Source organism: Dickeya chrysanthemi NCPPB 402, assembly GCF_000406105.1.
Lineage (GTDB): Bacteria > Pseudomonadota > Gammaproteobacteria > Enterobacterales > Enterobacteriaceae > Dickeya > Dickeya chrysanthemi.
On the sequence record NZ_CM001974.1, the window covers coordinates 4,106,775 to 4,130,775 of the forward strand.

Annotated in this window: 22 protein-coding genes; 8 read left to right on the top strand and 14 right to left on the bottom strand. The window is 54.0% G+C overall.

What is annotated here, in order from left to right; genetic code table 11:
- Window positions 1-29 precede the first annotated feature (29 nt).
- From DCH402_RS18125 to DCH402_RS18135, 3 genes are read right to left on the bottom strand one after another with little or no spacing between them, the layout of a single operon-like run.
- Window positions 30-956 (bottom strand): ABC transporter permease, encoded by a 927-nt coding sequence (locus DCH402_RS18125; RefSeq protein ID WP_040002636.1) that lies wholly within the window; start codon window positions 954-956, stop codon window positions 30-32.
- A gap of 9 nt (window positions 957-965) precedes the next feature.
- Window positions 966-1,883, bottom strand: coding sequence for an ABC transporter permease (locus tag DCH402_RS18130; RefSeq protein ID WP_027713250.1), 918 nt, complete (start codon window positions 1,881-1,883; stop codon window positions 966-968).
- 45 nt (window positions 1,884-1,928) lie between these two features.
- Entirely contained in the window at window positions 1,929-3,473 is a 1,545-nt protein-coding gene (locus DCH402_RS18135; RefSeq protein ID WP_040002638.1) for an ABC transporter substrate-binding protein, read from the bottom strand.
- A gap of 732 nt (window positions 3,474-4,205) precedes the next feature.
- Here DCH402_RS18135 and DCH402_RS18140 point away from each other — a divergent pair.
- The 4 genes from DCH402_RS18140 (at window position 4,206) to DCH402_RS18155 (ending at window position 7,033) form a co-directional block, all read left to right on the top strand.
- Complete coding sequence (locus tag DCH402_RS18140) at window positions 4,206-4,841, top strand: delta-endotoxin CytB (RefSeq protein ID WP_040002640.1); 636 nt, start codon at window positions 4,206-4,208, stop codon at window positions 4,839-4,841.
- A 70-nt stretch (window positions 4,842-4,911) separates the two neighbouring features.
- A complete protein-coding gene (locus tag DCH402_RS18145) occupies window positions 4,912-5,511 on the top strand; it encodes a type-2Aa cytolytic delta-endotoxin (RefSeq protein WP_040002642.1) in 600 nt (199 codons plus the stop codon).
- Window positions 5,512-5,545: 34 nt separating this feature from the next.
- On the top strand, window positions 5,546-6,157 hold the full coding sequence (locus DCH402_RS18150; RefSeq protein WP_040002644.1) for a type-1Ba cytolytic delta-endotoxin: 612 nt from the start codon (window positions 5,546-5,548) through the stop codon (window positions 6,155-6,157).
- A 213-nt stretch (window positions 6,158-6,370) separates the two neighbouring features.
- Window positions 6,371-7,033: a cytolytic delta-endotoxin gene (locus DCH402_RS18155; protein ID WP_040002645.1), complete on the top strand. Its 663-nt coding sequence runs from the start codon at window positions 6,371-6,373 to the stop codon at window positions 7,031-7,033.
- An 82-nt stretch (window positions 7,034-7,115) separates the two neighbouring features.
- Here the strand turns inward: DCH402_RS18155 and DCH402_RS18160 are convergent, their stop codons facing one another.
- From DCH402_RS18160 to DCH402_RS18200, 9 genes are all read right to left on the bottom strand, one after another.
- Window positions 7,116-7,913, bottom strand: coding sequence for a glucose 1-dehydrogenase (locus tag DCH402_RS18160; protein ID WP_040003726.1), 798 nt, complete (start codon window positions 7,911-7,913; stop codon window positions 7,116-7,118).
- A 10-nt stretch (window positions 7,914-7,923) separates the two neighbouring features.
- Entirely contained in the window at window positions 7,924-9,435 is a 1,512-nt protein-coding gene (locus tag DCH402_RS18165; protein WP_040002647.1) for an FGGY family carbohydrate kinase, read from the bottom strand.
- Window positions 9,428-10,495 carry an ABC transporter permease gene (locus DCH402_RS18170; protein WP_038903175.1) on the bottom strand — a complete coding sequence of 356 codons (1,068 nt, stop codon included), beginning with the start codon at window positions 10,493-10,495 and terminating at the stop codon, window positions 9,428-9,430. Before DCH402_RS18170 ends, DCH402_RS18165 begins: the two co-directional genes overlap by 8 nt.
- Window positions 10,496-10,511: 16 nt before the next feature.
- Complete coding sequence (locus tag DCH402_RS18175) at window positions 10,512-12,074, bottom strand: sugar ABC transporter ATP-binding protein (protein ID WP_050583379.1); 1,563 nt, start codon at window positions 12,072-12,074, stop codon at window positions 10,512-10,514.
- A 35-nt stretch (window positions 12,075-12,109) separates the two neighbouring features.
- A complete protein-coding gene (locus tag DCH402_RS18180; protein ID WP_040002651.1) occupies window positions 12,110-12,733 on the bottom strand; it encodes a DUF2291 family protein in 624 nt (207 codons plus the stop codon).
- A 44-nt stretch (window positions 12,734-12,777) separates the two neighbouring features.
- On the bottom strand, window positions 12,778-13,713 hold the full coding sequence (locus DCH402_RS18185) for a D-ribose ABC transporter substrate-binding protein (protein WP_012883187.1): 936 nt from the start codon (window positions 13,711-13,713) through the stop codon (window positions 12,778-12,780).
- Window positions 13,714-13,831: 118 nt separating this feature from the next.
- Window positions 13,832-14,635 (bottom strand): GolD/DthD family dehydrogenase, encoded by an 804-nt coding sequence (locus tag DCH402_RS18190; RefSeq protein ID WP_040002653.1) that lies wholly within the window; start codon window positions 14,633-14,635, stop codon window positions 13,832-13,834.
- A gap of 13 nt (window positions 14,636-14,648) precedes the next feature.
- Complete coding sequence (locus DCH402_RS18195; protein ID WP_200864863.1) at window positions 14,649-15,572, bottom strand: transketolase family protein; 924 nt, start codon at window positions 15,570-15,572, stop codon at window positions 14,649-14,651.
- Entirely contained in the window at window positions 15,572-16,375 is an 804-nt protein-coding gene (locus DCH402_RS18200) for a transketolase (protein ID WP_040002655.1), read from the bottom strand. Before DCH402_RS18200 ends, DCH402_RS18195 begins: the two co-directional genes overlap by 1 nt.
- 344 nt (window positions 16,376-16,719) lie before the next feature.
- On the opposite strand from DCH402_RS18200, the gene DCH402_RS18205 reads away from it, so the two are divergent.
- The 3 genes from DCH402_RS18205 (at window position 16,720) to DCH402_RS18215 (ending at window position 19,414) form a co-directional block, all read left to right on the top strand.
- Window positions 16,720-17,511: a DeoR/GlpR family DNA-binding transcription regulator gene (locus DCH402_RS18205; protein WP_040002657.1), complete on the top strand. Its 792-nt coding sequence runs from the start codon at window positions 16,720-16,722 to the stop codon at window positions 17,509-17,511.
- Between the two features lie 122 nt (window positions 17,512-17,633).
- Complete coding sequence (locus tag DCH402_RS18210; RefSeq protein ID WP_040002658.1) at window positions 17,634-18,794, top strand: AAA family ATPase; 1,161 nt, start codon at window positions 17,634-17,636, stop codon at window positions 18,792-18,794.
- Entirely contained in the window at window positions 18,791-19,414 is a 624-nt protein-coding gene (locus DCH402_RS18215; RefSeq protein ID WP_081642186.1) for a DUF4276 family protein, read from the top strand. Before DCH402_RS18210 ends, DCH402_RS18215 begins: the two co-directional genes overlap by 4 nt.
- Window positions 19,415-19,472: 58 nt before the next feature.
- Here DCH402_RS18215 and DCH402_RS18220 read toward each other — a convergent pair whose 3' ends face one another.
- Both DCH402_RS18220 and DCH402_RS18225 read right to left on the bottom strand, forming a co-directional pair.
- Entirely contained in the window at window positions 19,473-20,870 is a 1,398-nt protein-coding gene (locus tag DCH402_RS18220; protein ID WP_050583332.1) for an MFS transporter, read from the bottom strand.
- Window positions 20,871-21,014: 144 nt separating this feature from the next.
- Window positions 21,015-22,328, bottom strand: coding sequence for an MvaI/BcnI family restriction endonuclease (locus DCH402_RS18225; protein WP_152486944.1), 1,314 nt, complete (start codon window positions 22,326-22,328; stop codon window positions 21,015-21,017).
- A 239-nt stretch (window positions 22,329-22,567) separates the two neighbouring features.
- On the opposite strand from DCH402_RS18225, the gene DCH402_RS18230 reads away from it, so the two are divergent.
- Window positions 22,568-23,998 carry a DNA cytosine methyltransferase gene (locus tag DCH402_RS18230; RefSeq protein WP_040002661.1) on the top strand — a complete coding sequence of 477 codons (1,431 nt, stop codon included), beginning with the start codon at window positions 22,568-22,570 and terminating at the stop codon, window positions 23,996-23,998.
- The last annotated feature ends 3 nt before the right edge of the window (window positions 23,999-24,001 follow it).

Genomic DNA, 24,001 nt, shown 5'->3' on the forward strand with positions numbered 1-24,001 from the left:
CTTATTCTCCTAGAGCAGCCTATCGGCGCTTAGTTGCGGCCATCCAGCGCGGTAACATCGCGCAGGCCGTCACCCACCAGATTGATGCTCAGCACCAGCAACGCCAGCACCACACCGGGGATCACAATCACCCACGGCTGAAAGAACATGTAGGCTTTACCCTCCGCCACCATCAACCCCCAGGACGGCATCGGCGGTTGTACGCCGAGACCGAGGAATGACAGCGTCGCTTCCAGCAAAACGGCATGGGCGATTTCCAGCGTCGCCACTACAGTCAGCGGCCCCAGCAGGTTGGGCAGGATCTCCCGCAGCATGATGAACAGCGACGAAGCGCCGAGCGTCTGCGCCGCGGCGATAAATTCGGCTTCGCGTAACTGGCGCGTTACCGAACGCGAGACGATCAGAAAGCGGTCCCACAACAGTAAACCCAGCAGCATAATCACCACTTTTACCGAGCCGCCCACCAGCGAAGCCAACGCCAGCGCCACCAAAATCACCGGCATCGACAAACGCACGGTCAGCAGATAACTCACCACCGCATCGACCCGGCCGCCGAAATAGCCCGCCAGCACCCCCAGCGCAATGCCGATGGTGCCTGCCAGCATTACCGACACCAGCCCGATGGCGAGCGACACCCGCGCACCGAACAGCAATCGGCTGAAGTAATCCCGCCCCAGCTTGTCGGTGCCGAGCAGATGCGCCCAACTGCCCTTGTCATGCCACACCGGCGGGATCAACCGTCGGCTAACGTCCTGCGCGTAGGGGTCGTGCAGGCTGATGAGCGGCGCCAATATCGCCAGCGCCACAATCGCCACCAGAATCACTAACCCGAGCGTCATGCCGTGATGCCCCAGAATCTTGCGTCGCCAGCGCTGCCACGGCCCCGGCTCCGGCAACAAGCCCGGCGCCGGGGCGGTTTTCATCATCACGGCCAGTCGTGCCATTGCTGTCTTCATCACCGCTCCTTATCTGCTGCGCAGTCGTGGGTCTAATAGCGCGTTGAGCACATCCGCCAAGAACGTCAGCCCGATATAAAACACGGCGATGATCAGCACGATGGCCTGCACCACCGGAAAGTCGTTACGGGCGATGGAATCCCACGCCAGTTGTCCCAGCCCCTGCAACGAAAACACCGATTCGATCACCACCGAACCGCCGAGCATGAACCCCAGCTCCACCGTCGCCAGCGCCACTACCGGAATGATGGCGTTGCGCAGGCCGTGTTTGACCACCACCTTGAACGCACTCAGCCCTTTGGCGTGCGCGGTGCGGATATAGTCGGAACCGAGCACATCCAACATGCCGGAGCGGGTTAGCCGCATTAGCGACGGCATGGCGTAATACCCCAGCGCCACCGCCGGCAGTACGAAGTGTTGCCAGCCGGCGTTACCCGCCACCGGCAGCCACTTCAGCCCAACGGCGAACACCAGGATCAACACCAGCGCAAACCAGAAATTGGGCATCGCCTGACCGATGACCGACACCAGCATGGCAAAACGATCGACCCAGGTATCCCGAAATACCGCCGCCAGCACCCCGAGGGGGATCGCCACCACCAGTGCCAGCAACAGCGCCACCCCGCCCAGCTTAAGGGTGACCGGCATACGCTGGCCGACCAGTTCCATCACCGTATTTTCAAAATAGAACGAGCGCCCGAAATCCAGTTGCAGCGCCGACCACATCCAACGGGAGAACTGGCTCAATAGCGGCTGATCCAACCCGTTTTGTACCCGGATCTGGGCGATGGTTTCGGCGGTGGCGTCCGGCCCGGCGATGGCCGTCGCCAGGTCGCCGGACAGGTGCAGCAGCGAAAAGCTGACCGCCGCCACGGTAAACAACACCGCCAGCGCCACCAGTAACCGCTGAAAAACGTACTTCACCATAAGCGAGCTCCTTACCACTTAAGCAGGCCGGTTCCCCGGCGGCGATTACTTCCAGCTCGCTTCGGCGAAGCGCGGCAGTTCGTCCGGCCAGTCCTGAAAATTCAGGTCGGAAGTAAAGGCATAATGGGTGGAATAGGAGAACAGCGGTGCCATATAAGCCTGAGCTGAAATGTGCCCCAACAGCGTAGCGTACAGCGCACGGCGCTGTTGCGGGTCTACCACCGCATCGGCCTGCGCCAGTTCGGCGATCACCTGGGGATCTTTCCAGATATCGCTGCCTTTGCCGCCGAAATAGGGGGTAACGAACGCAGTGGCGTCATTGATGGAGAAAGATCCCCAGGTGCTGAACGACATCGGCGCCTGGCCGGATGCCAGCGCATTCGCCATCACCGGATACTGCACGAAATGCAGCCGGGCACGGATACCGACCTTGCGCAAATCGCCAATAATAGCCTCGGCGTAATCGCGCTCGCGGTAGGCCCACAAGTCGGTGTCGAAACCGTTGGGGTAACCCGCCTCCGCCAGCAGTTGTTTGGCTTTGGCCGGGTCGTAGGGATAGGAGATCACCTGGCTGGTATCGCAGGCGGTCTGGGTACGGAAGCAAGCGGAATAGACCGGCTTACTGCCGCCGCGCACCAGGTTATCCACCATCGCCTGGCGGTTGACGGCATAGTTGATGGCCTGACGCACGCGCAAGTCTTTGAGCGGCGCGCCTTCCGCACCGCCGGCATTGATGTTCAGTTGCAGAAAACCGACACGCATGGTTTCGCCGCTTTTCACCGCGATATTCGGCATCGCCGACAGCGAATTCACCTGATCCGACGCCACGCGCCAGATCCAGTCCACCTGGCCGGTCATCAACTGGGCCACACGCGCTTCCGGATCGCGGATCACTACAAACTGCATCTTGCCGATTTTGGGTTGCCCTAGCGGGCTGTCTTTGAAATAGTCCGGATTTTTCACCATCGACACGCCCTGCCCCGGCGTGACCTTGACTATCTTGTACGGCCCGGTGCCGACCGGCGCTTTGCTAAAGCCCTCCAGTTTCACCTGCTGAAAATAGTGGGCGGGGTAGATCGGCGTCGGGCCGGATAAATATTCCAGCGCCGCCGGGAACGGTTTTTTCAGGTGCAGGCGTACCGTATAGTCATCCACTTTTTCCACCTTATCGATCCAGTCCACGCTTTGCGGAATGACCGAGGCGGTATTCGGCCCGGCGATGCTCTGAAAGGTATACACCACATCATCGGCGCTAAAGGCATCGCCATTATGGAAGGTCACGCCTTTACGCAGATGCAGCAGTAATATCGTGGGCGATTCCCATTGCCAGTCGGTCGCCAACTCGCCTTTGTATTCTCCGCTTTTCGGGTCTCGATAAATCAGCGTATCCCAGGCGAGGTGAGCCAGAATCACCCCTTCGCGCATGTTATTGTGGTACGGGCTGACGTTTTCCACCTCGCTGTCGGAGGCGTAAACCAGCGTGTCATTTTGTTTGCCGGCATAGCTGGCGCAAGAAACACCGGCCAGTAACGCGGTTAATGCATATTTCCGAACAGATTTCCGAATATGTCTTGCCAGATTACGAGCCATGCTGTTCTCCACCACAATAAAGGACGAATAAAAATGGTCACCAACAAAAACATTCGCCTGTTACGTTGCAAGAGCAGCGCCAAATAAGGATTATTCTCGTTACCGATTTTCGACATACGCTTTCTCAAAAAGAGAAAGCACTGATATGTATGGGATTCATTCGCCCTGACGATAATAAAAAGAGAGGGAACGCGACTACGCGACGAGCCAGTGCCGACGCCGGATTGACAACGGCAGGTACTATTTCAGTGCAAAAAATCAACCGGACTGCACCATTCGCGTGATGAATGATAAGGAAAGGTTATTTCTTGTTTTTAGAAAGTCACTTTCATTGAAAGTAATAATAAAAATCAAAAAACCTCATAACCATGAAAAATAAAGTATAAATGCAATAACATTATCAAAATCAATACCAATTCATTTAAAGCTAAAACATAACCAACAAATGATTAGCGAAAAACAAATCATCAGTTAAGAATAAAATATATTCACCGCGACTTGATATTTATAAAAATGAATCCTAGTTTTAAATAGCAAATATTTATTACCGCTCTATACCGTCATACCTCACGTTGCAGGTACGTTGGCTTTATTGCTTGCTCTTTTAGGGCCGCAGCAAGCTGCGTTGCCGCGTTACAAGGCACATTCGAGCCTTGCCCTGACGAGCAACGCATTTTTTCCTGCAACCCGAAGTATGACGGGTATACCTATTTTTCTCTGGAGAATATCACAATGAAATTCGACGATATTGTCGTGCTTAACAGCAGTGACTTAATAGTAAAAGATTCAAATTTAGATCTCAATTTCAACACGTTATTCCAGATGCCTGCAAAATATGTCGGTCAGGCCATTGCTATGTCGAGAGTATTTCAGGATGCCATTAATGGAGATAACCTTGAATTTAATTTTGATAAAGCGATTGGTCTGGTAAAAAACCATCCGGAAATGGCGATTATCGGTACGATAAATCAATCGATTACCAAGCAGAACAATCAGGTATCGGCCATGGTGGATGACGTCATGAAGCTGCTGGATACCGTTGTCGGCGTCGTTCTGGATAAAGATACTCCCACCTATAAAAAATTTGCCAATACCATTGAACAAGGTTTTACCAACCTTGATGCGCAAAAAGAAAGTAAATGGATTTTCTGGAATAAAGAAAGCGAATCGAAAACCACATATACTTACAACATCTTATTTGCCGTTGCTAATCAGGATACCGGTTCCGTAATGGCTGCCGCCCCTATCGGCCTGACCATTACCGTCGATGTCGATAAACAGCAGGTACTGTGGATTACTACAAAAGATAAACACAACTATTCTGTTAATGTGAAATCCATCACTGTCGTTGAAGCACTCAAATCCTGACGCTGAAAATGCCATGCCCGGCATGGCATTTTTACTTTTATCCTAATGGGATATTCACTAAGGCACTGAGATGAACAATATTACATTAAATCCGACTAATGCCGCCGATGAGAATAAGAATTTCAGCGTTACGCTAAACGTTGATTTAAAATACGTTTCTCAGGCCATCAACATGGCGAATATTTTCAATGAAGCCTGTATTCCCCAAGAGGGAATTAGTTTCGAAAAAGCGCTATCGATTGCCAAAAGTCACGATACTCTGGCGGTGGTCGGCACACATACCGTAAAAGGAAACAGTAACCTCTCTCAGGTCTGGGTCGCCATTGACCAGCTTCAAAACCTCATCCGTATGGTACAAGGTGCCGCAACAGAAAACTGGATGGCGTTCGGTATTGCCGCCAAAGCCTTTATCGACCTGAATGCGCAAAAAAACGGTAATTATTTTACGATCTTCAGCGAACAATCAAACACATTGAGTTATCAATATAATATGTTTGATGTCACGCAAAATGCGGATACCGGCTCGGTTATAGTGGGCCAGTTAACCAGCGTCGACATTACCATTACCAGAGCCAGTGCGAATGTTCTGGCGTTAGTCGCAGGCTCATCCATTACACAAAAAATGAACTTCAAGAGTATGGTGATTGTTGAGGCGCTGAAGGCCGAATAGCGGAAAAACGCAACGATTTATACACGGTGATACTATGAGCATAGAAATTTATCCAGACGATGACAGCACCTTTCCCTATCAGGTGTTCCTCAACCTGCAAGACGAGCGCTATTATGCGCAGGCGATACGTCTGGCTCAGCTTTTTGTCCATGACGTTGATGATAACGGTCAGTTGGATATGGCGAAGGCGGTGAAAACAGCCCAGTCGCAACCTGATCTGGCGATTGTAGCCACCAACAATATGACCCTCAAAAAATCATTCGACACACTTTCCGCCTTAACCACGGCGTTATCCGAGCAATTGAAAATTGAAGGTGTGCTGGGTATTAGCCACGACGCGTATATTCAAAATGTTTTGTCTCATGCCTTTTGCGACCTGGATACGCAAAAAGATAAACCCTGGTTTCATATCAATACCCAGCCCAATGCAAACCATCAGGTAACGAGTTATTCATACAGTTTATTTATTGTGGCGCAAGGTGAAGAAACCGGCGCGATGCTGGCCGCAGGCCCGCTTATCATCACCGTCACGCCCGGCACCGCCATTACCGATATATTCAGCACCAAAGACTGGCGTTTAATCTTGAAAAAAGAAGAGATGACGATATCCATAAAAGGATTTCAGATTGTCGCACCACTGGAGTAATCCGCCGCCCACTCCGGCTGATGACTCCGCCTGGCATCATTGAATTAACCTGAATAATAGCCTATCCCAGTAGGCGTTATTGGCGCAGCCAGTTTGGACTCGGACAGCGCGCAGAAACCGGAGCGTACACGTAGTACGTGAGGATTTCGAGCACTGCCCAGGGCCAAAATGGCCAGTGAAATAGACCTACTGAGATAGGCTCTAAGGGATTTTATGTTGCATATTACCGACGACTTACATCCGACTCTCTATAACAGCCCGATCGTACTGAATATCATCCCGCCGCCAGGCGTCATGACAGGATATGGCTTACGGACAGAAGCAGAGCAGCCTCTGCATTTCAAAACCCTGTTCAATGTTGAGGCACAATATATTCCCCAGGCGTTGGCCATCAGTCGGGTATTTCAAAACGCGTTAACCTCTACCCTGAGCTTTGATACGCCCAAAGCCATTAACGTTGCCAATGCGGCTGGCTTAACCATCGACCACGTGATTGATTTTCACGTCGCCAGCGATTCTCCCGAAAAAACCATTGCGATCGTTTCCGATCATATTGATGCCGTGATCGGCGGTTCGATTTCCGATTCGTTCAAGAATAAAATTATGGACTCCATCAAAACAGGATTTTTAAATCTGAACCGCAACAGTGAAAGCGCGTGGATCTTTTGGTCAAAGGAAAGCAGCAACAGTACCAGTTATAGCTACAACTTATTATTTGCCATTCAACAAAATCAACGGCTCATTGCCATCCCGTTGGGCATGTTGGTTAACGTCGATGTGAGCGAAGAAAAAGTGCTGTTTATCACCATTTCATCCCACGCCTGCTATGCCGTGAATCTGGATGGCTTAAAAGTCAGTCAGGCATTATCAGGATAACGCTGCCCTCGGCCCCCACCGCGTCGTGAGCGAAATCAGCGTGGGGGCAGGCGCTGCGCAACCGGTAATCGCCATGCGCCCCTCACGACATGATCAACCCGCCATCCACATTGATCGTCTGGCCGGTGATGTAGCGCGCGTCATCGGAGGCGAGAAACGCCACCAGCCCGGCCACATCCTCCGGTTTGCCGGCGCGTTTGAGCGGGATGCCCTGCACCCACTCCGCCATCAGTTCCCCTTTGCCGTAGCGTTTTTCCCCGGTGCTGAGGATTTCACCCCATACCCGGTCGTTGTAGTCCCACATTTCGCTGTCGATGATGCCGGGGCAAAACGCATTGACGGTGATGTTCCACGGTGCCAGCTCCTGCGCCAGGCTCTGGGTAATGCCGATAACGCCCATCTTGCTGGCGGCGTAGTGCGGCGTATAGATAAACCCTTTGCGCCCCTGACCGGACGAGGTATTGATCAGGCAGCCGTGCTGCTGCTTCACCATGAACTTCGCCGCCTCGCGGCAGCACAGCCACACGCCGGTGGTATTTACCGCCAGCACCCGCTCAAAATCCGCCTTCGGCATCCTGTCAAAATAATCGATGGTGATGATCCCGGCGTTTTGTACCGACACGTCGATCCGCCCGAAGCGCGCCGCCGCCTGCTGATACAGCGCCTGCACCTGTGCTTCATCGGTGATGTCCACCACCAGTGCCAACACTTCTGCACCATAGCGGTGTTGTATCTCCTGCGCCGTCGACATTACCCGTTCCGAGTTGGACACCATCACCAGATTCGCGCCATCGCGGGCAAACCGTTCGGCGATGCCGGCACCGATCCCGCGGCAGGCGCCGGTAATCACCACCGTCTTCCCATGAAAATCGCGTTGCATCGTCTGCTCCTCACTCATGATGACTCGCCTGCCACAAGGTACGCTGTACCGCCTCCTGCCACCCCTGCCAGCTCGCCTGATAACGCTGATGGCGCGCCTCGTCCGGTAACCAACTGTCGTGCGTCGACAATAACGGCTCCAGTTGCTGATCGCTCAACCGGCCCAGCGTGCGCCGTGCCAGCAGCCCGGCTCCCAACGCCGACAGTTCGGTGGTGGTGCTGCGCGCCACCGGGCAGCCCAGCAGGTCGGCCTGAAACTGCATCAGCCAGGCATTGCGGGTCGGCCCGCCATCGACCATTAACTGCGCCAGATGGAAGTCCGGGTGTTGCTTCATCGCCGTCACCACATCGGCTATCTGGTAGGCGATCGCCTCCAGCGCGGCACGCACCAGATGCGCCTGCCCGCTACCACGACTGAGCCCGCACATCACGCCGCGCGCCCGCTCGTTCCACCAGGGCGCACCCGCGCCGGTCAGCGCCGGGACGAAATACACCCCGTCGGTGGACTCGATACTGGCGGGCAACGTCTGCAACGCCTCACTCAGTGCCGCCTCCGGCAGGGCGTTCAGCCCGGTGGCCTGTAGCATCCAGGCCACGCCATCGCCGGTGTGGGGGATATTCCCCTCCAGCGCGTACACCGCCCGTTCGCCATCGTGCCAGGCGACGGTGGTCGCCAGGGTGGTGATACGGGTATCCGGCACTCCCAGCGGGGCCATCACCGACGAGCCGGTGCCGTAAGTCGCTTTTACCCCACCTGCACGCCCCAGCCCGTGGCCGTACAGCGCGGCGTGGGAATCGCCCACCATCGCCAGAATCGGGATGCCGTCCGCCACGCCGGGCACACCGCAGGTCACGCCGAACTCACTGGCCGACGGCATCAGCTCTGGCAACGCCGCACGTGGGATGCCGAACAACGCCAGCATCGCCTCGTCCCATTGCAGGTGGTGCAGATTAAGCAACTGGGTACGGGCAGCGTTGGAGAGATCGCAACGGAACTGCCGCCCGCCAGTCAGGTGCCACAGCAGCCAGGCATCAATGGTGCCGAGGCAAATCTCGCCGCGCGCAGCACGGGCGTGACCATCCGGCGTGTTGTCCAGCAGCCAGCGCATTTTCGAGCCGGAGAACAGCGGGGCCACCGGCAACCCGGTCGCCGCACGGATAGCGGCCTCCTGCTGGTTGTGCCGTAACTGTTCGCAAAACGGTGCCGAGCGGGAACACTGCCAGGTCAGCGCCGGGGAGATCGGCTGGCCATTATCACGCCGCCAGCCGATAGCGGTTTCCCGCTGGTTGCTGATAGCCAGCGCCGCGACCCGCTCAGCCCCGACCTGGGCTATCACCTCGCGCACCACCACGAATGACCCGGCCAGCAGCGCCTCACCGTCCTGCTCCACCCAACCGGCATGCGGGGTCATCAGGCCAAGCGGGCGTGACGCACGCGCCACCACCTGACCGAGCGCGTCAATCGCCACCGCCTTGACGTTACTGGTCCCTTCATCGAGTGCGATGATCACGTCTCTAGACATGGCTCACCTCCGACAACGGGTTAACTGACTGCTTTTTTTCATGGCGACGCATCATGACCACCTTGTTTTGTAGCCGCTGCTGGAACTGGTCGATCACCACGGCGGTAACGATCACCAGCCCTTTGATCACCATCTGCCAGAAGTCGCTGACGCCCATCATCACCATGCCATCGGCCAAAAACACGATCACAAACGCACCGATGATCGAACCGGAAACCCGCCCACGGCCGCCTGCCAGCGCGGTACCGCCCAGCACGGTGGCACCGATGGCGTCCATCTCGAACATGTTGCCAGTCATCGGGTGGGCGGTTTGCAGTTGCGAAGCCACCACCAACCCCACCAGCGCCGCACACAGGCCGGAAAAGGCGTAGACGAAGATTTTTACGTTGACGATCGGCACCCCGGCGAGACGGGCGGCGGACTCATTGCCGCCGATGGCATAGATATAGCGGCCCAGCGGGGTTTTACGCGTCAGGTACAATCCGAGCAGCAAAAACGCCAGCATCAGCCAGATCGGCAGATAAATACCGAGCAGCGTGCCGGAACCCAGGAAAGCAAAACCGGTGTTGCCCAGCTCAGGCATGCCGTTGAGATTAGCGTAGGTGCTGCCGTCATTGAACAGCAGCGCGGCACCACGGGCGACATACATCATGCCCAGCGTACAGATAAACGGTGCCACCACCAGCCGGGTGATCACCACGCCGTTGACCAGCCCTATCAGCATCCCCAGCACCGAGACGACCAGGATCACCTCCGGCACATTGAGAAACAGGATATTGCCGCCCCACAGTGGAATACCGTTAGTGAGCAGCGCACCAGCCACCATGCCACAGATACCGGCGACCGCGCCGACGGAAAGATCGATACCGCCGGTGAGGATCACCAGCGTCATGCCGATGGCCAGCAGCCCGGTGATCGCCACGTGCTGGGTCATGATCAGCAGGTTGGATGGGGTGAGAAAATTCGGCACCATCAGGCTGAAGAAGGCAATCACGATCAGCAAAGCGATGAAAGTACGGGCCTTCAGCAGGTACATATACAACGTGTATTTTTGACTCATGATGAACTCCGGCCGGTTAGTCGTGAGGGGTGGAAGCGCTGATGAGGATTTCGCGGGTGACCTGACTACGCGGCAGATCGGCGGTGATGCGGCCGTCAGCCATCACCAGAATGCGGTCCGCCAGCGCCATCACTTCGTCCAGTTCGGACGACGAAAACATCACCGATAATCCCTGCTGCGCCATACGCCCGATCAGGTGGTAGACATCGGTTTTGGCTCCCACATCGATACCGCGGGTTGGCTCGTCGAGCAGTACCACCTGCGGCCGGGTCATCAGCGCCTTGCCCAGCACCACCTTCTGCTGGTTGCCGCCGGATAGCGAAGTGATCGGCAGTTCGTCGTCGCTGACTTTGATAGCCAGCTGGCGCACCATCTCATCCACCTGGCGGGCCTCATCCGGTTCACGCAGCCACGTCCAGGCGCGCCAGAAGCCGCGCAGGCTAAACGACGACAGCGTCATGTTGGCGCGAATAGACATCAACTGCACCATGCCTTCGCCCTGCCGGTCTTCCGGCACCAGCGCGATGCCTTTTTCCAGCCGCTGGCGAAATCCCAGCCCGTCGAGGCCGTCGTCGTTCAGTTGCACGCGGCCCTGCTGGCACGGCATCAGGCCAATCAGCCCTTTGAACAGCTCGGTACGCCCGGCACCCAGCAGGCCGTAAATCCCCACCACTTCGCCTTTGCGCAGGCTAAAAGAGACGTCGTTCAGGCGATAACCGCCGCTTTGGTGCAGCGCCGTCAGCCCGCTCACCGTCAGCACCGTGTCACCCTGCGGCGCAGGCTGGTAGTCAAAATGCTTTTTCTTGTCGCCGACCATCTGTTCGATGATCCAGGGCACGCTGGCGTGGCGCACTTCACGCTCGCAGATGAAACGGCCGTCGCGGAAAATGGTGATGTGGTCGCCAATCTCCATTAGCTCTTCCAACCGGTGGGAGATGTAAATGATGGTAACGCCGCGCCGCTTGAGCTGCTCTATCACCCCAAACAGCACCTTCACCTCCGACTGGCTCAGCGCCGAGGTCGGCTCATCCATAATCAGCACCCGAGTGTCTTTGGATAACGCACGGGCAATCTCCACCAGTTGCTGATGGCCGATGCCCAGCTCGCCCAGCGGGGTATAGGGGTCGATATCCAGTTCCAGTCGCTCCAGCAAGGTTTTCGCCAGCGCGTACTGAAATTTTTCGTTGATGACGCCGCGCTGGAAAAACTCATTGGCGATGAAAATGTTGTCCATCACGTTCATGTTGGGGAACAGGTTCAGTTCCTGAAAAATGATGCTGATACCCTGTTGTTCCGCCTGTTGGGTCGAGCCCAGCGTCACCGGTTTGCCATCCAGCAGAATCTGCCCGGAGGACGGCGTTTCCACCCCGGCCAGCATCTTCATCATGGTGGATTTACCCGCGCCGTTCTCACCGATCAGCACGTTGACCTTATTGCGATACACCCGGTAGTTGACCTGATCGAGCGCGGTCACCCCCGGATAAACGCGTGACAGGTCGCGGGTTTCGATAATCACCTCCGGCGCGGTCCCAGCCTGCGTCGTCGGCGATGCCGTGGTGACCACCGGGGTTACCGGCATCATCACCGCTCTCATCGGCATGCTCATATCGGCCATCATCCCCCCTTACCGTCACGCGTTATCTGCGCCGGTGTGATATCCGGCACCGCCTGCGGGATGTCCCAGCTACTGAACACCCCCACCACGTCGAGCCGGTCGCCCACTTTCGGGTGCGCCGCCTGAATCATCGTCAGGGCCTGCTGATTGATGGCGCGGCCAAAATCGCCGTACAACACCTGGTCGTTAAAGTCCTGATAACTTGTGCCTTTATAACTGTCGCGCAGGTCAGTACCGCGCAACGTCGGCCCCAGTTGCACCGGAATGCTCTGGCCGTCGGCGTCTTTAATCAGCATTTTGCCGCTGCGTGAAGCGGTATCGAGTTGTTCCACCGTGCCAGTGATACGCACCGTGAACACACAGGCGTTTTCATCCTGCGCACGGTAACCAAACTGCTTACAGGCAGCATCCATATCGCTGCTGCTTTGCAGGTCTTTCATCAGGGCAGCAAGCGGACGCGCCTCGTTGACCAGTTGCGGCACCAGCTTCTGTTGCCAGGTTTGCCCGATATTCGCCATATGGGGATTAGGGGGATGACGCAGGTCGGCCAGTTCCTGCTGCGACACGATGCGGCATCCGCCCAACCCAAGAATGGCCAGCGCCAGCCAGACTTGTCTGGACATACTCTTCTCCTTCTGCGCCCCCGCAGGGGCGCGACAGCATGGACTCAGGATTTGAAGTTGAAGTCTTGCACCTTGCTCGCGTTACCCTGTTGGATCAGGATGCCGCGGAACATGACGCGCTGTTTGGCGGGTTTCACGCCCTTCTGGAGATAGTTGTCGAGGTCGGTCACGCCCTGCGCGGCGATGGCCTGCGCCTGCAACATGACGGTGGCCTTCAGCGAGCCCTCTTTCACGGCGTCGCGTTCATCGTTACTGCCATCGATGCCGACCACCACCACATCATTACGACCGGCGGCTTTCAGCGCGGCAATCGCCCCCAGCGCCACCGGGCCATTACCGCAGATCACCCCTTTCACGTCCGGGTGCGCCTGCAAAATGCTGTCCATGATACGTTTGCCGTCGATCAACGTACCTTTGGCATCCTGGCGGGCAACACTCACCATGCCGGGGTACTGATCCAGCACCTGATGGAAGGATTTAGAGCGGGTCACGCAGTTGTTGTCCGCCAGGCTACAGGTCAGCTCGGCGTACTTGCCTTTTTCGCCCATCTTTTCGACGAACACGTTGGCGACATCGGAACCCGCCTGGAAGTTATTGTGGGTAATCTGCTCCAGCGCGACATCATCCACTGGGATTTCGCGGTTGATCAGCACCACCGGAATACCGGCGTCTTTCGCTTTTTTGATCGCCGCGACGCTGGCGGTGGAATCGGCGTTATCCAGCACGATACCCTGTACTTTTTTGCCGATGGCCGCGTCGATAAGCTCGCTTTGTTTCTTCACGTCTTCACCGTGGGAAAGCACCGTGGTTTTATACCCCAGTTCCTGTGCTTTCTTGTCCGCCCCTTTCGCCTCCGAGGCGTAATAGGGGTTATCCAGTGAATTGACCAGAATCATGATGGTGCCTTTTTCCGCCGCGTGGGCGGTCAGCGATAAGGCACTGGTGATGGCAGCAGTTAACAGCATTGAACGCAATTTCATGATGATATCTCTCTATCTTTCGTTATTGTCGGGGTACAGCGAAACAGCGTAATCAATTGTTTTTAAATCTATTTTTAAATCTATTGTTTTTAAAACTATTAGCAATGCGCTTCGGCCATCACCAGATGGTGAACCCGCCGTCGATCATCAAATCCGCGCCGGTGATCATGTCGCTGCCGTTACTGGCGAAAAACAGCACCGCGGCGGCGATTTCATCGGTGTAGGCAAAGCGCCCAAGTGGGATCAGCTTCTTCATCGCTTCGCCCTTCTCGCCGCGCCAGGCTTTCTCGCCCATCGGCGTCAGCACCACCGTCGGCGACAGCGTGTTGACGTTGATGTGGTGCGGTGCCAGCTCTTTCGCCATCACTTTGGTCATTCCCAGCAACCCCGCTTTGGCGGAGGTGTAGGCGACGTGGTTATCGATAGCGATAGACGCCGCTTGCGAGGCAATATTGATAATCTTGCCGCCGCGACCGGCAGCCACCATGTGGCGCGCCGCCGCCTGCGAGCACAGGAACGGGCCGGTCAGGTTGACGGCAATCTGCTTTTGCCATTCGTCGAAATCGGTTTCCAGCACCGGTTGCAGCATCACGTAGCCGGCGCAGTTAACCAGGATGTCTATCTGGCCGTAGTGCGCCGCGACGGTGGCAAACGCGTTTTCCACCTCGGCGGGCGCAGTGACGTCGCACTCGATCAACAGCACCCGCGTCGGGTCAAACTGTTCGGCGGCCTGCGCCGCCTTGTCACGTTCAAACGCGGGATACAGCAGCGCCAGACGCGCGCCTTTTTCCAGCAACATCTCGTTGCTCGCCATGGCGATACCGCCCAGCCCACCGGTGACCACCGCCACCTTGTCGTTCAGGCTGAGCCCGGTATCCACGCCATAACGCAAATTCACGTCATACTCGTTGTCATGACTCATCAGGTTGTTCTCCTCAGGCAGTGGTGCGTAACGCAAGCTGTTCCAGGGTTAAGCGCAGTCCGGCAGCATCGATGTGGAACTGACGCCGCAATGCGCTGCGGCTGCTGCTATGGGTAAACTCATAAGGCGGGACACCCAGTGAAATGAAACGCTGCCTCAAATGGTGTTTGTGCAACAATTCACCAATGATGCTGCCAAGGCCACCACTGAGTACGTGTTCTTCCATCGAGATCACATACTGGTGTTGACTAATAATTTCTAACAGTGACATTTCATCCAAAGGCCACAGTGAAGGTAAGGACACGATGGTGGCGTCCGTCGCAGCGGCCAGCGCCTCATGGACAAGGGTGCCGAGGCAAAACACCACCACATCGCTCCCCTGCTGCACCACCTCCGGCTTGCCCGGCGTCAGCGACCAGCCAGGTTCATGCAGCACCGGTACTTTGTCGCTGTCCATACGGATATACACCGGCCCGCGATGATGAATGGCATAGCGTGCGATCGCGCTGGCCTGCACCGCATCCGCCGGGGCGAATATCTGCAGATTGCCGAACGAACGGGCAATCGCGATATCGTTCATGCAGTGGTGGGTCGCCCCCAGCGGGCCGTAAGCAAACCCGGCGTTCAGCCCCAGCATTTTGACGTTGGCGTCGGTATAACAGATATCGTTCTTCACCTGTTCGTTAGAACGCGCCAGCAAAAACGGCGCCGCATTAGCGGTAAAGACCGTCGGGCCGCTCAGCGACAGGCCCGTCGCCATCCCCACCATGTTTTGCTCGGCAATCCCGACGTTCACCACCCGTTCGGGAAACGCTTTCTCGAACGGTGCGATTTTCGATGTGGAGGTGGAATCCGCCACCACGACGCACAAATTAGCACCCGCGTTTTGCTCTTCGAGCAGCGCGGCGACTACCGCATCACGTAAGTCTTGCATCATCACTCCTCCAGCTCCGCCAGCCCCTGCGCCAGCTGTTGATCATTCGGCACCGCGTGGTGCCAGGCCGGAACATTCGCCATAAACGAAATGCCGTGTCCTTTTTCGGTATTGGCGAGGATCACCCGCGGCTTGCCAACGGTTGGCGCGTTTACCGCGTCGATGATGGCCGCCGGGTCATGGCCATCGCACTCGATGACCTCGAAGCCGAAAGCGCGCCATTTATCCGCCAGCGGCTCCAGCGGCATGATGTCTTCGGTTTTGCCCGCCAGTTGCAGACGGTTTCGATCGACAATGGCCACCAGGTTATCCAGCCGGAATTTGCTGGCGGCCATCGCCGCTTCCCAGTTGGAGCCTTCCGCCAGTTCGCCGTCGCCCATCAGCACAAAAACGCGGCGATGCGTACGGTTTGCCAGTTTGTTACCCAGCGCCAGCCCGGCGCCGATCGACAGCCCATGCCCCAACGCTCCGGAGTTAATCTCCACCAGATCCGGCAGCTTCTGGTGAATCGGATGGCCGGCCAGCAGCGTGTCGTCGCCCATAAACTGATCCAGTATCGCCGGGTCAATCAGCCCCATCGCCGCGGCGCTACAGTACAACCCGCCCGCGCCGTGGCCCTTCGATAAAATGAAACGATCCTGATTCGGCCGCGCCTGCGAACGATCCATCACCGCCATAAACAGGGTGCAGATAATGTCCACCTCCGACAGGTCCGCGCCGGTGTGCCCTTTGCCCGCCCGATGATTCATCTGCAACACATAGCGCCGGGCTTGTCGCGCTGTCTGTCTGATTGTCTGTACGTCCACCCTTACCTCCTGATCGCTGACGAATCGCTCCCGATCATTTTCAATTGATTTTCGATCGAAAACATACACTCTCTATTTAGCCTATTCTGTGGACGAGATCAAATATCAAACAAAAGCAGATCAAAATAACACCATGATAAGAACAGCGTGATCTGGCAAGAAGGCGCACACGGCAGGCGTGAACGGCGGAAGAACAGGGGGATCACCTCGCGGGATCAGCGAAAATGTCCATGCTTTTTCGCCGCCTTCACCTCGCATTCCGGGCGGGCGAAGGGTAAACTTGCTGTCAATTAGCGGGTTGACGGCGGAACATCGTCATCAGTTTCGGTACAGGAGAGTTTCGATTGAAAAGCAAAAGTGAACAACTGGCGGATATGCAGCAACGCAGGGAAAAAATTCTGGAGATGGTGCGCGAAGACGGCACCGTCACCGTGAAAATGTTGACCGAAACCTTCGGGCTGACCGAAGCCACCATCCGCACCGATCTGCGCGAATTACAAAAAGAGGGTTACGTTCAGCGTTATTACGGCGGGGCTACGCTGGTGACCGGCAAGCAGAACACCGGCGCCTTGCTGCTGGAACGGCAGATCAATCTGTCAGAGAAAGACGCCATCGGCCGGCTGGCCGCCACACAGATCGAAAACGGCGACACGGTGATTTTCGATTCCGGCACCACCACTACCGCGATCGTCGAACACCTGACGGATATTCACCGGCTGTCGGTGATTACCACCGCGGTCAATATCGCGCTCAAACTGGGCGGCGAACCCGGCATCAACATTCTGCTGACCGGCGGCACCTTTAAATTCCCCACCCTGTCCACTTCGGGTGAAAAGGCCGCCAGCTTTTTCGAAAACGTTTTGGCCGAAAAACTGTTCCTCGCCACCGCCGCCATCTCCCCGCGCATGGGGCTGAGCTTCCCCAGTGAGACCGATATCAAGGTCAAAAGCGCGATGATCCGCTCCGCCAGGACGGTCTATGTGGTGGCGGATTCCAGCAAGATAGGCAAGGTGTCGATGTTTGCCCTGCCGTGCGACTGGAGCAACATCCACTACCTGATTACCGACGCCGGCATCAGCCAGGAGGCCGTCAGCGCGTTCGAAGCGCTGGGGGTGACGGTGATGGTGGCGAGCTGACACCGGTAAGAACAGGCAAAGTGTAAAGCGCTTTCGCGCCAGTGTTTTTCATACATCCATATTTTTGAATACACACGACTGGCGCGTTAACATGCAGAGAAATGCATTGTGGAAAAAGTGACATGATTAAATCCATCCAGCTCACCAACTTTCTGAGTTTTGGCGCGTCAACTCAGCCTATCGAACTTAAAGCACTCAATGTCATTGTTGGCCCTAACGGTTCGGGTAAATCCAATTTGCTGGAGGCCATCGAGTTATTACGTAATGCCCCCGATAAACTGATTACGCCGATAAGGGATGGTGGTGGAGTCAGCGACTGGCTATGGAAAGGTGGTCAGGGCAAGCCTACCGCTACACTAAATGCCGTATTCACCAATCCCAAAGGGCCGCAATCTTTGCGCTATCAGCTTTCTTTTACGGAGGTTGCCCAGCGTTTTGAAATGGTGGATGAGCGGATTGAAAACGAACACCCCGCTGACGGGCATCCTGAACCCTATTTTTACTACCATTTCAATAATGCCCGGCCCACATTGAATGTGAAAAACAAGAAAAGGGCACTGCAACTGGAAGATATCGATCTGGAAAAATCGATTCTGGCTCAACGCCGGGATCCTGACCAATATCCGGAAATTACCTATCTGGCTCAGGAATTTGCCCGAATTCGTTTGTATCGTGAGTGGAGCTTCGGTCGCTATACGCCGCCACGTCAGCCACAAAAAGCCGATCTGCCCAATGATCATCTGGAATCCACTTGCACCAATCTGGGGTTAGTGCTGAACCGCCTGCGTCGTGATCCTCCGGTCAAACAGCAATTATTGAAAGCACTACAGGCGCTTTATGACGGTATTGATGATTACGACGTACAGATCGAAGGGGGCACGGTTCAGGTCTTTTTCCATGAAGGGAGATTTACCATTCCTGCCACGCGGTTGTCTGACGGCACATTGCGCTATTTATGTTTGCTGGCCGTATTGTGTCACCCCAATCCCCCCCCATTGATTTGCCTTGAAGAACCCGAGCTGGGCTTACATCCGGATGTGCTCCCCACGCTGGGAGCGCTGCTGAAAGAAGCGAGCAACCGTACACAATTGATCGTCACAACTCACTCCGATGCACTGGTTGATGCCATGAGCGATCAACCCGATGCAGTGCTGGTTGCAGAAAAAACGCCGGAAGGCACCACGATGACGAGGCTGGATGCCGAAAACCTTAAACCCTGGCTCGAAAACTATCGGCTGGGGCAACTGTGGACGCGTGGTGATATCGGAGGGACACGCTGGTGAACGTTTATGTCGAAGGCGGCGGTGATACCAATAGTCTGAGAGCAGAATGCCGTAGAGGATTTGCCGAATTTCTGAAAAAAGCGGGGCTGACAGGCTCCATGCCCAGAATCATCGCGTGCGGTAGCCGACGTGATGCTTACGATTCGTTCTGTATCGCTATCCGTCAGGGAACCCCCGCCATGTTGCTGGTGGATAGTGAAGAGCCCGTCACCGCAGTAGCACAGCAGAATACCGACCCAGACCAGTGGCAGCCTTGGCTGCATCTCAGACAACGACAGGGTGATGGCTGGGAAAAACCGGCTGGATCGGATGACCAACAATGTCATCTGATGACACAGTGTATGGAAAGCTGGCTGATTGCCGACAGTACCACGTTGGCGTCGTTTTTTGGTCAGGGCTTTCGAACAAGCCTCTTACCTCAAGGGAATGTCGAACGCATCGCTAAACCGCAGGTTTACGACATGCTTGAAAACGCGACCCGCAGCACAACCAAAGGTCGCTACGGCAAAGGCGCGCACTCGTTCACCTTACTGGCGCTCATTGATCCTGTCAGAGTACAACAGGCCTCTCCCTGGGTGCAGCGGTTCATTACTCAACTACACGCTCGTATGTCATCGTGATTTTATTCCCAACGCAAGGTCAGGCCGTTTCAGCACAACTGAACGGCCGCATTCCCGATTAACGCGATGATAGACGGGAAATCCGCTGACCGCTGACCACCGCCGCCAGCGCAGCAAAGACCCCGGCAGTAATCAGCGCAGCATCGGTGCCTTGCCCGCCGAACAGGTTGAACATCAGCGCCACCAGCGCCGCTCCGGCGGTCTGGCCCACCAACCGGGCGGTGCCCAGCATACCGCTGGCCCCGCCGCTGCGATGACGGGGTGCCGCGCTGATAATGGTGTGATTGTTCGGCGACTGGAACAGCCCAAAACCGATGCCGCACAACACCATACGCAGGCAAATATCCAGATAACCCGGCGAAGCCGGCAGCCAGGCCAGCGAGAACAGCCCCAGCGCGAACAACGACAGCCCGATGGTGCACAATATTCCGGCGTTGACGCGTTCCAGCCAGCGCCCGGCCAGCGGAGCTACCGCCATGATCGCCAGCGGCCAGGGCGTCAGCAGCAGGCCGGTTTCGATTTCATTCATCCCCAATACGCTCTGGAAATAGAACGGCAGCGACACCATCGCCAGCATCTGCGCGCAGAACGAACTGACCGAAGTCCCTACCGACAGCGCAAACACCGGAATACGCAGCAGATCCACCGGCAACAGCGGATAAGGCTGATTCAACTGCCGCCGGAAAAAATAGCCGCCGATCAGCACGGTGAGCGCCAGTTCGCCCAGCACCATCCACACGCTTTGACCATGGGCGACGCCACCCAGCGCAATAAAAAACAACCCGAAGGTCAGCGCATTCAGCAGCGCACTCGGCGCGTCGAAGCGCTGTGCCCTCACCCCGTCGTTATGCGGCAGGAAACGCCAGCCCAGAGCCATCGCGGCCAGGCCGAACGGCACATTAATCGCAAACAACCACTGCCACGACGCCACCCCCAGAATCCCGGCGGCGATGGTCGGCCCGGCGGCGGTGGAAACCGCCACCACCAGCGAGTTGATCGCCATACCGCGCCCCAGCCGATCTTTGGGGTAAATCAGCCGAATCAACGCCGTGTTGACGCTCATCAGCGCCGCCGCCGCCAGCCCTTGCAGAATGCGCGCCAGCGTCAGCGTCGTCAGTGAATCCGACAATGCGCAGACAAATGACATCAGCGTAAACAGCACCAGCCCCACCAAATAGACCCGGCGGTAACCGACGATATCGCCCAGCGACGACAACGACAGCAACGTCATGGTAATCGCCAGTTGATACGCATTGACGATCCAGATCGAAGACGCCGGGCTGGTGTTGAAATCTGCGGCGATGGTAGGCAGCGCCACGTTGACGATTGCGCCGTCCAACACCGCCATGGCAATGCCGAATGCAATCGCGAAAATGGCGCCAAGACGCGCCGGCATCGGTAATCCGTCGACAGCGGATCCCGCACTCTGAGAGGTAACAGCAGCGTTCAAAATCATGTCCGAAGATGAAAGACGTGGAATGTACGGCAGGCCACACGCCGCACGTTTTTTGTACCCGTTACCCTACTGGGTTTAGCTGGGGGGTGCAATTGATACGCTCGGCAAATCGAGCTTCATACTGTTGCCCTTCGCCGCAATCGCTTAGTCAATATCAGAAATCTTTAAATTTACGATATGGTCATAAACTTCTCCCACATCTTTCCATTTCATTCTGAACTGATTCCGTTTTTTAATCTTTTTCTTTTCATTGTTATATTTGATATTAATAGCGGGGTCATAATAAACTTTGCTTGCAGACAATGCTGACATAAATTTTTTTATATCATTTCCATCTGCAAGAGTTATCTGAGGTCCAAAAAGATATGAAGGATGTTCATCCTTTTTTACACGATAGTGAACAAAACATGTTTTGCTGTGTTTTCTTTTCCAGTGATCAAGAATTTTACTGAAGCTCCATCCCGCAGCAATCTCTCCATCACTATCCCGAAGGAATAACCCACCATCAGGATCAATAATTTCCTGCTTTCTGAAATCATATCCCTCAAGGTTCAACATAAGCCCTGTTTTCTCATTATAAACAGACATCCTATGTATACTGGCAAAGTCAACACGATCTGGTTTCTGATTAGTATGATAATTACTCATAAAATTATGAATGTTTTCCACATACAGTCCAGCATCGGGCTCTGGAGTCATTAATGTGACAACACTACCACTATGGGCTTTTAGTTCCCACCCCATAAAATCGGGCTCAGAGCTACCATTCGGTTTTATATTAAATAAACTCTCCAAAGTAAATCCTGCACCATTTTTTGCTTTGTAGGCAATGATTTCTCCTTTTTTATTTAAGCGCTGAGATGCTACAAATCCAAGATCATGAATCTCCTTTAGTTTTCTCAGAAGAATTTCTTCACTATTTTCCAGCTCATGATAATACTCATAGAAAACAGAAAAGACAGGCTTAATCCCCTCATTTCCCGCAATTACATCTATTTCACAAGAAAGCTCATCTCCCCATGAACTAATATAAGAAAAAACAGCTCCATCACTAATACCTATAATGAGATAACGGCTAACCCCCATTCTTTCTTCTCTCTCCTCTTTTGTCGGAGGTTGAAGAAGATGAGATGGTGCTATAGAACAACCCTTTATAAGACCAGATAATCTAATTTCGGGATATTTAGGATATAAAATGACCTGAGCTCCATTGGCTTGCTCTTTATTGCCATCAAATGAAAGCCAAAACCAATCAATCGGAGCCTTAAATATTGCACCTTTTTTAGACATGCCGCAACTAACTATATTACCAATAGGAAGACTTTTTATAACACTAAAGTCAGACCCCAAATATATTTGCTGTTTTGAGTTATCATTATTAGACAAACGTTTTATAATAATTCTTTTAGCGCCATTTTTTATCATCAAATCAGATAATATATTTATTTTTTTATCCATAATAAAACCTTTTAAAAAGTAACCACGCTAATTCATTATGTAATGATTTTGTATATAATACATTGACTATTTTTAAATTGCGTACTATTTCACATAAACTTTGTTATTACTGCACATCTTTCAGCATTTTTCCATAACAACATCCAAAACTGTATATCCATACACCTTATGACCTTTCCTCTGGGTCAATTGAGTGATAAGCTGTCACTCAAGATTCCCTTTTAAAACGGCATAATGTTATGAGTCAGCTGGAATTGGTTACACAAGAACTACTCATTGAAAAAAACGAGCGTGATCAGATAAAAAAGCTTCAAGAAGATAAAACCCTTATCAACTATCTTGTTGAAATATATGACCAAAAATATATAGCCTCAGTTCTGCGATCCGTGGGCCATAACGACTGGACCAGAGAAACATTGAATCGATGGCTGAACGGTAAAGCAGCACCAAAACCATTCACAAGTGCAGAGGTGATAAAACTTAGGGAGTTACTGCCATGCCCTCCTGCGTGCCACCCGCATTATCGTTTCCGTTTTATCGATCTCTTCGCTGGGATTGGCGGTATCAGAAAAGGCTTTGAAGAGATTGGAGGAGAATGTGTTTTTACCAGCGAATGGAACAAAGAGGCGGTAAGGACTTACAAAGCAAACTGGTTCTGCAACCCGGAAAAACATATATTTAATGAGGATATTCGTGAGATCACATTGAGTAATGATCAAACGATAAGCGAACAACAAGCCTATAAAAACATAGATCAGAAAATCCCTGACCATGATGTTCTTCTTGCCGGATTCCCATGTCAGCCATTTTCTCTCGCAGGCGTGTCGAAGAAAAATTCACTGGGCAGAGCGCACGGATTCGAATGTGAAACACAAGGCACTCTCTTTTTTGATGTTGCCCGTATTATTGCGTCTAAAAAACCAGCGATATTCCTGCTTGAAAATGTAAAAAACTTAAAGAGTCACGACAAAGGGAAAACATTCCGCATTATCATGGAAACGCTGGACGAGCTCGGTTATATTGTAGCTGACTCAGAGCATGTAGGCTCTGATGATCCTAAGATTATTGATGGAAAACACTTTCTTCCTCAACACAGAGAACGTATTGTATTAGTTGGATTTAGAAAAGATCTGAATATTCATCATAACTTCACATTAAAAGATATTAAAAAATATATACCGGAGAACAGACCAGTATTATCCGGATTATTAGACGATGACATAGATAAAAAATATATACTAACGCCATTACTATGGAAATATCTCTATAACTATGCCAAAAAACATCAGGCTAAAGGAAACGGTTTTGGTTTCGGCCTTGTAAATCCTCACGAACAGGATAGTACAACACGAACGTTATCAGCACGTTACCACAAAGACGGTTCAGAAATTCTCATAGACAGAGGATGGGATAAAGACCTTGGCGAAAAAGATTTCGATAACAGTCTGAATCAGGAAAAACGTCCCCGTCGTTTAACCCCAAGGGAGTGTGCTCGCCTCATGGGTTTTGAGAAACCTAGGCAGGCTGAATTTAAAATCCCTGTATCTGATACACAGGCATATCGTCAATTCGGTAATTCTGTTGTCGTCCCCGTGTTCTCGGCTGTAGCTAAACTGCTAAAACCATATATCGAAAAGGCTATAGAAGTTAAAGAAAAAAAGGAGATTTAATAA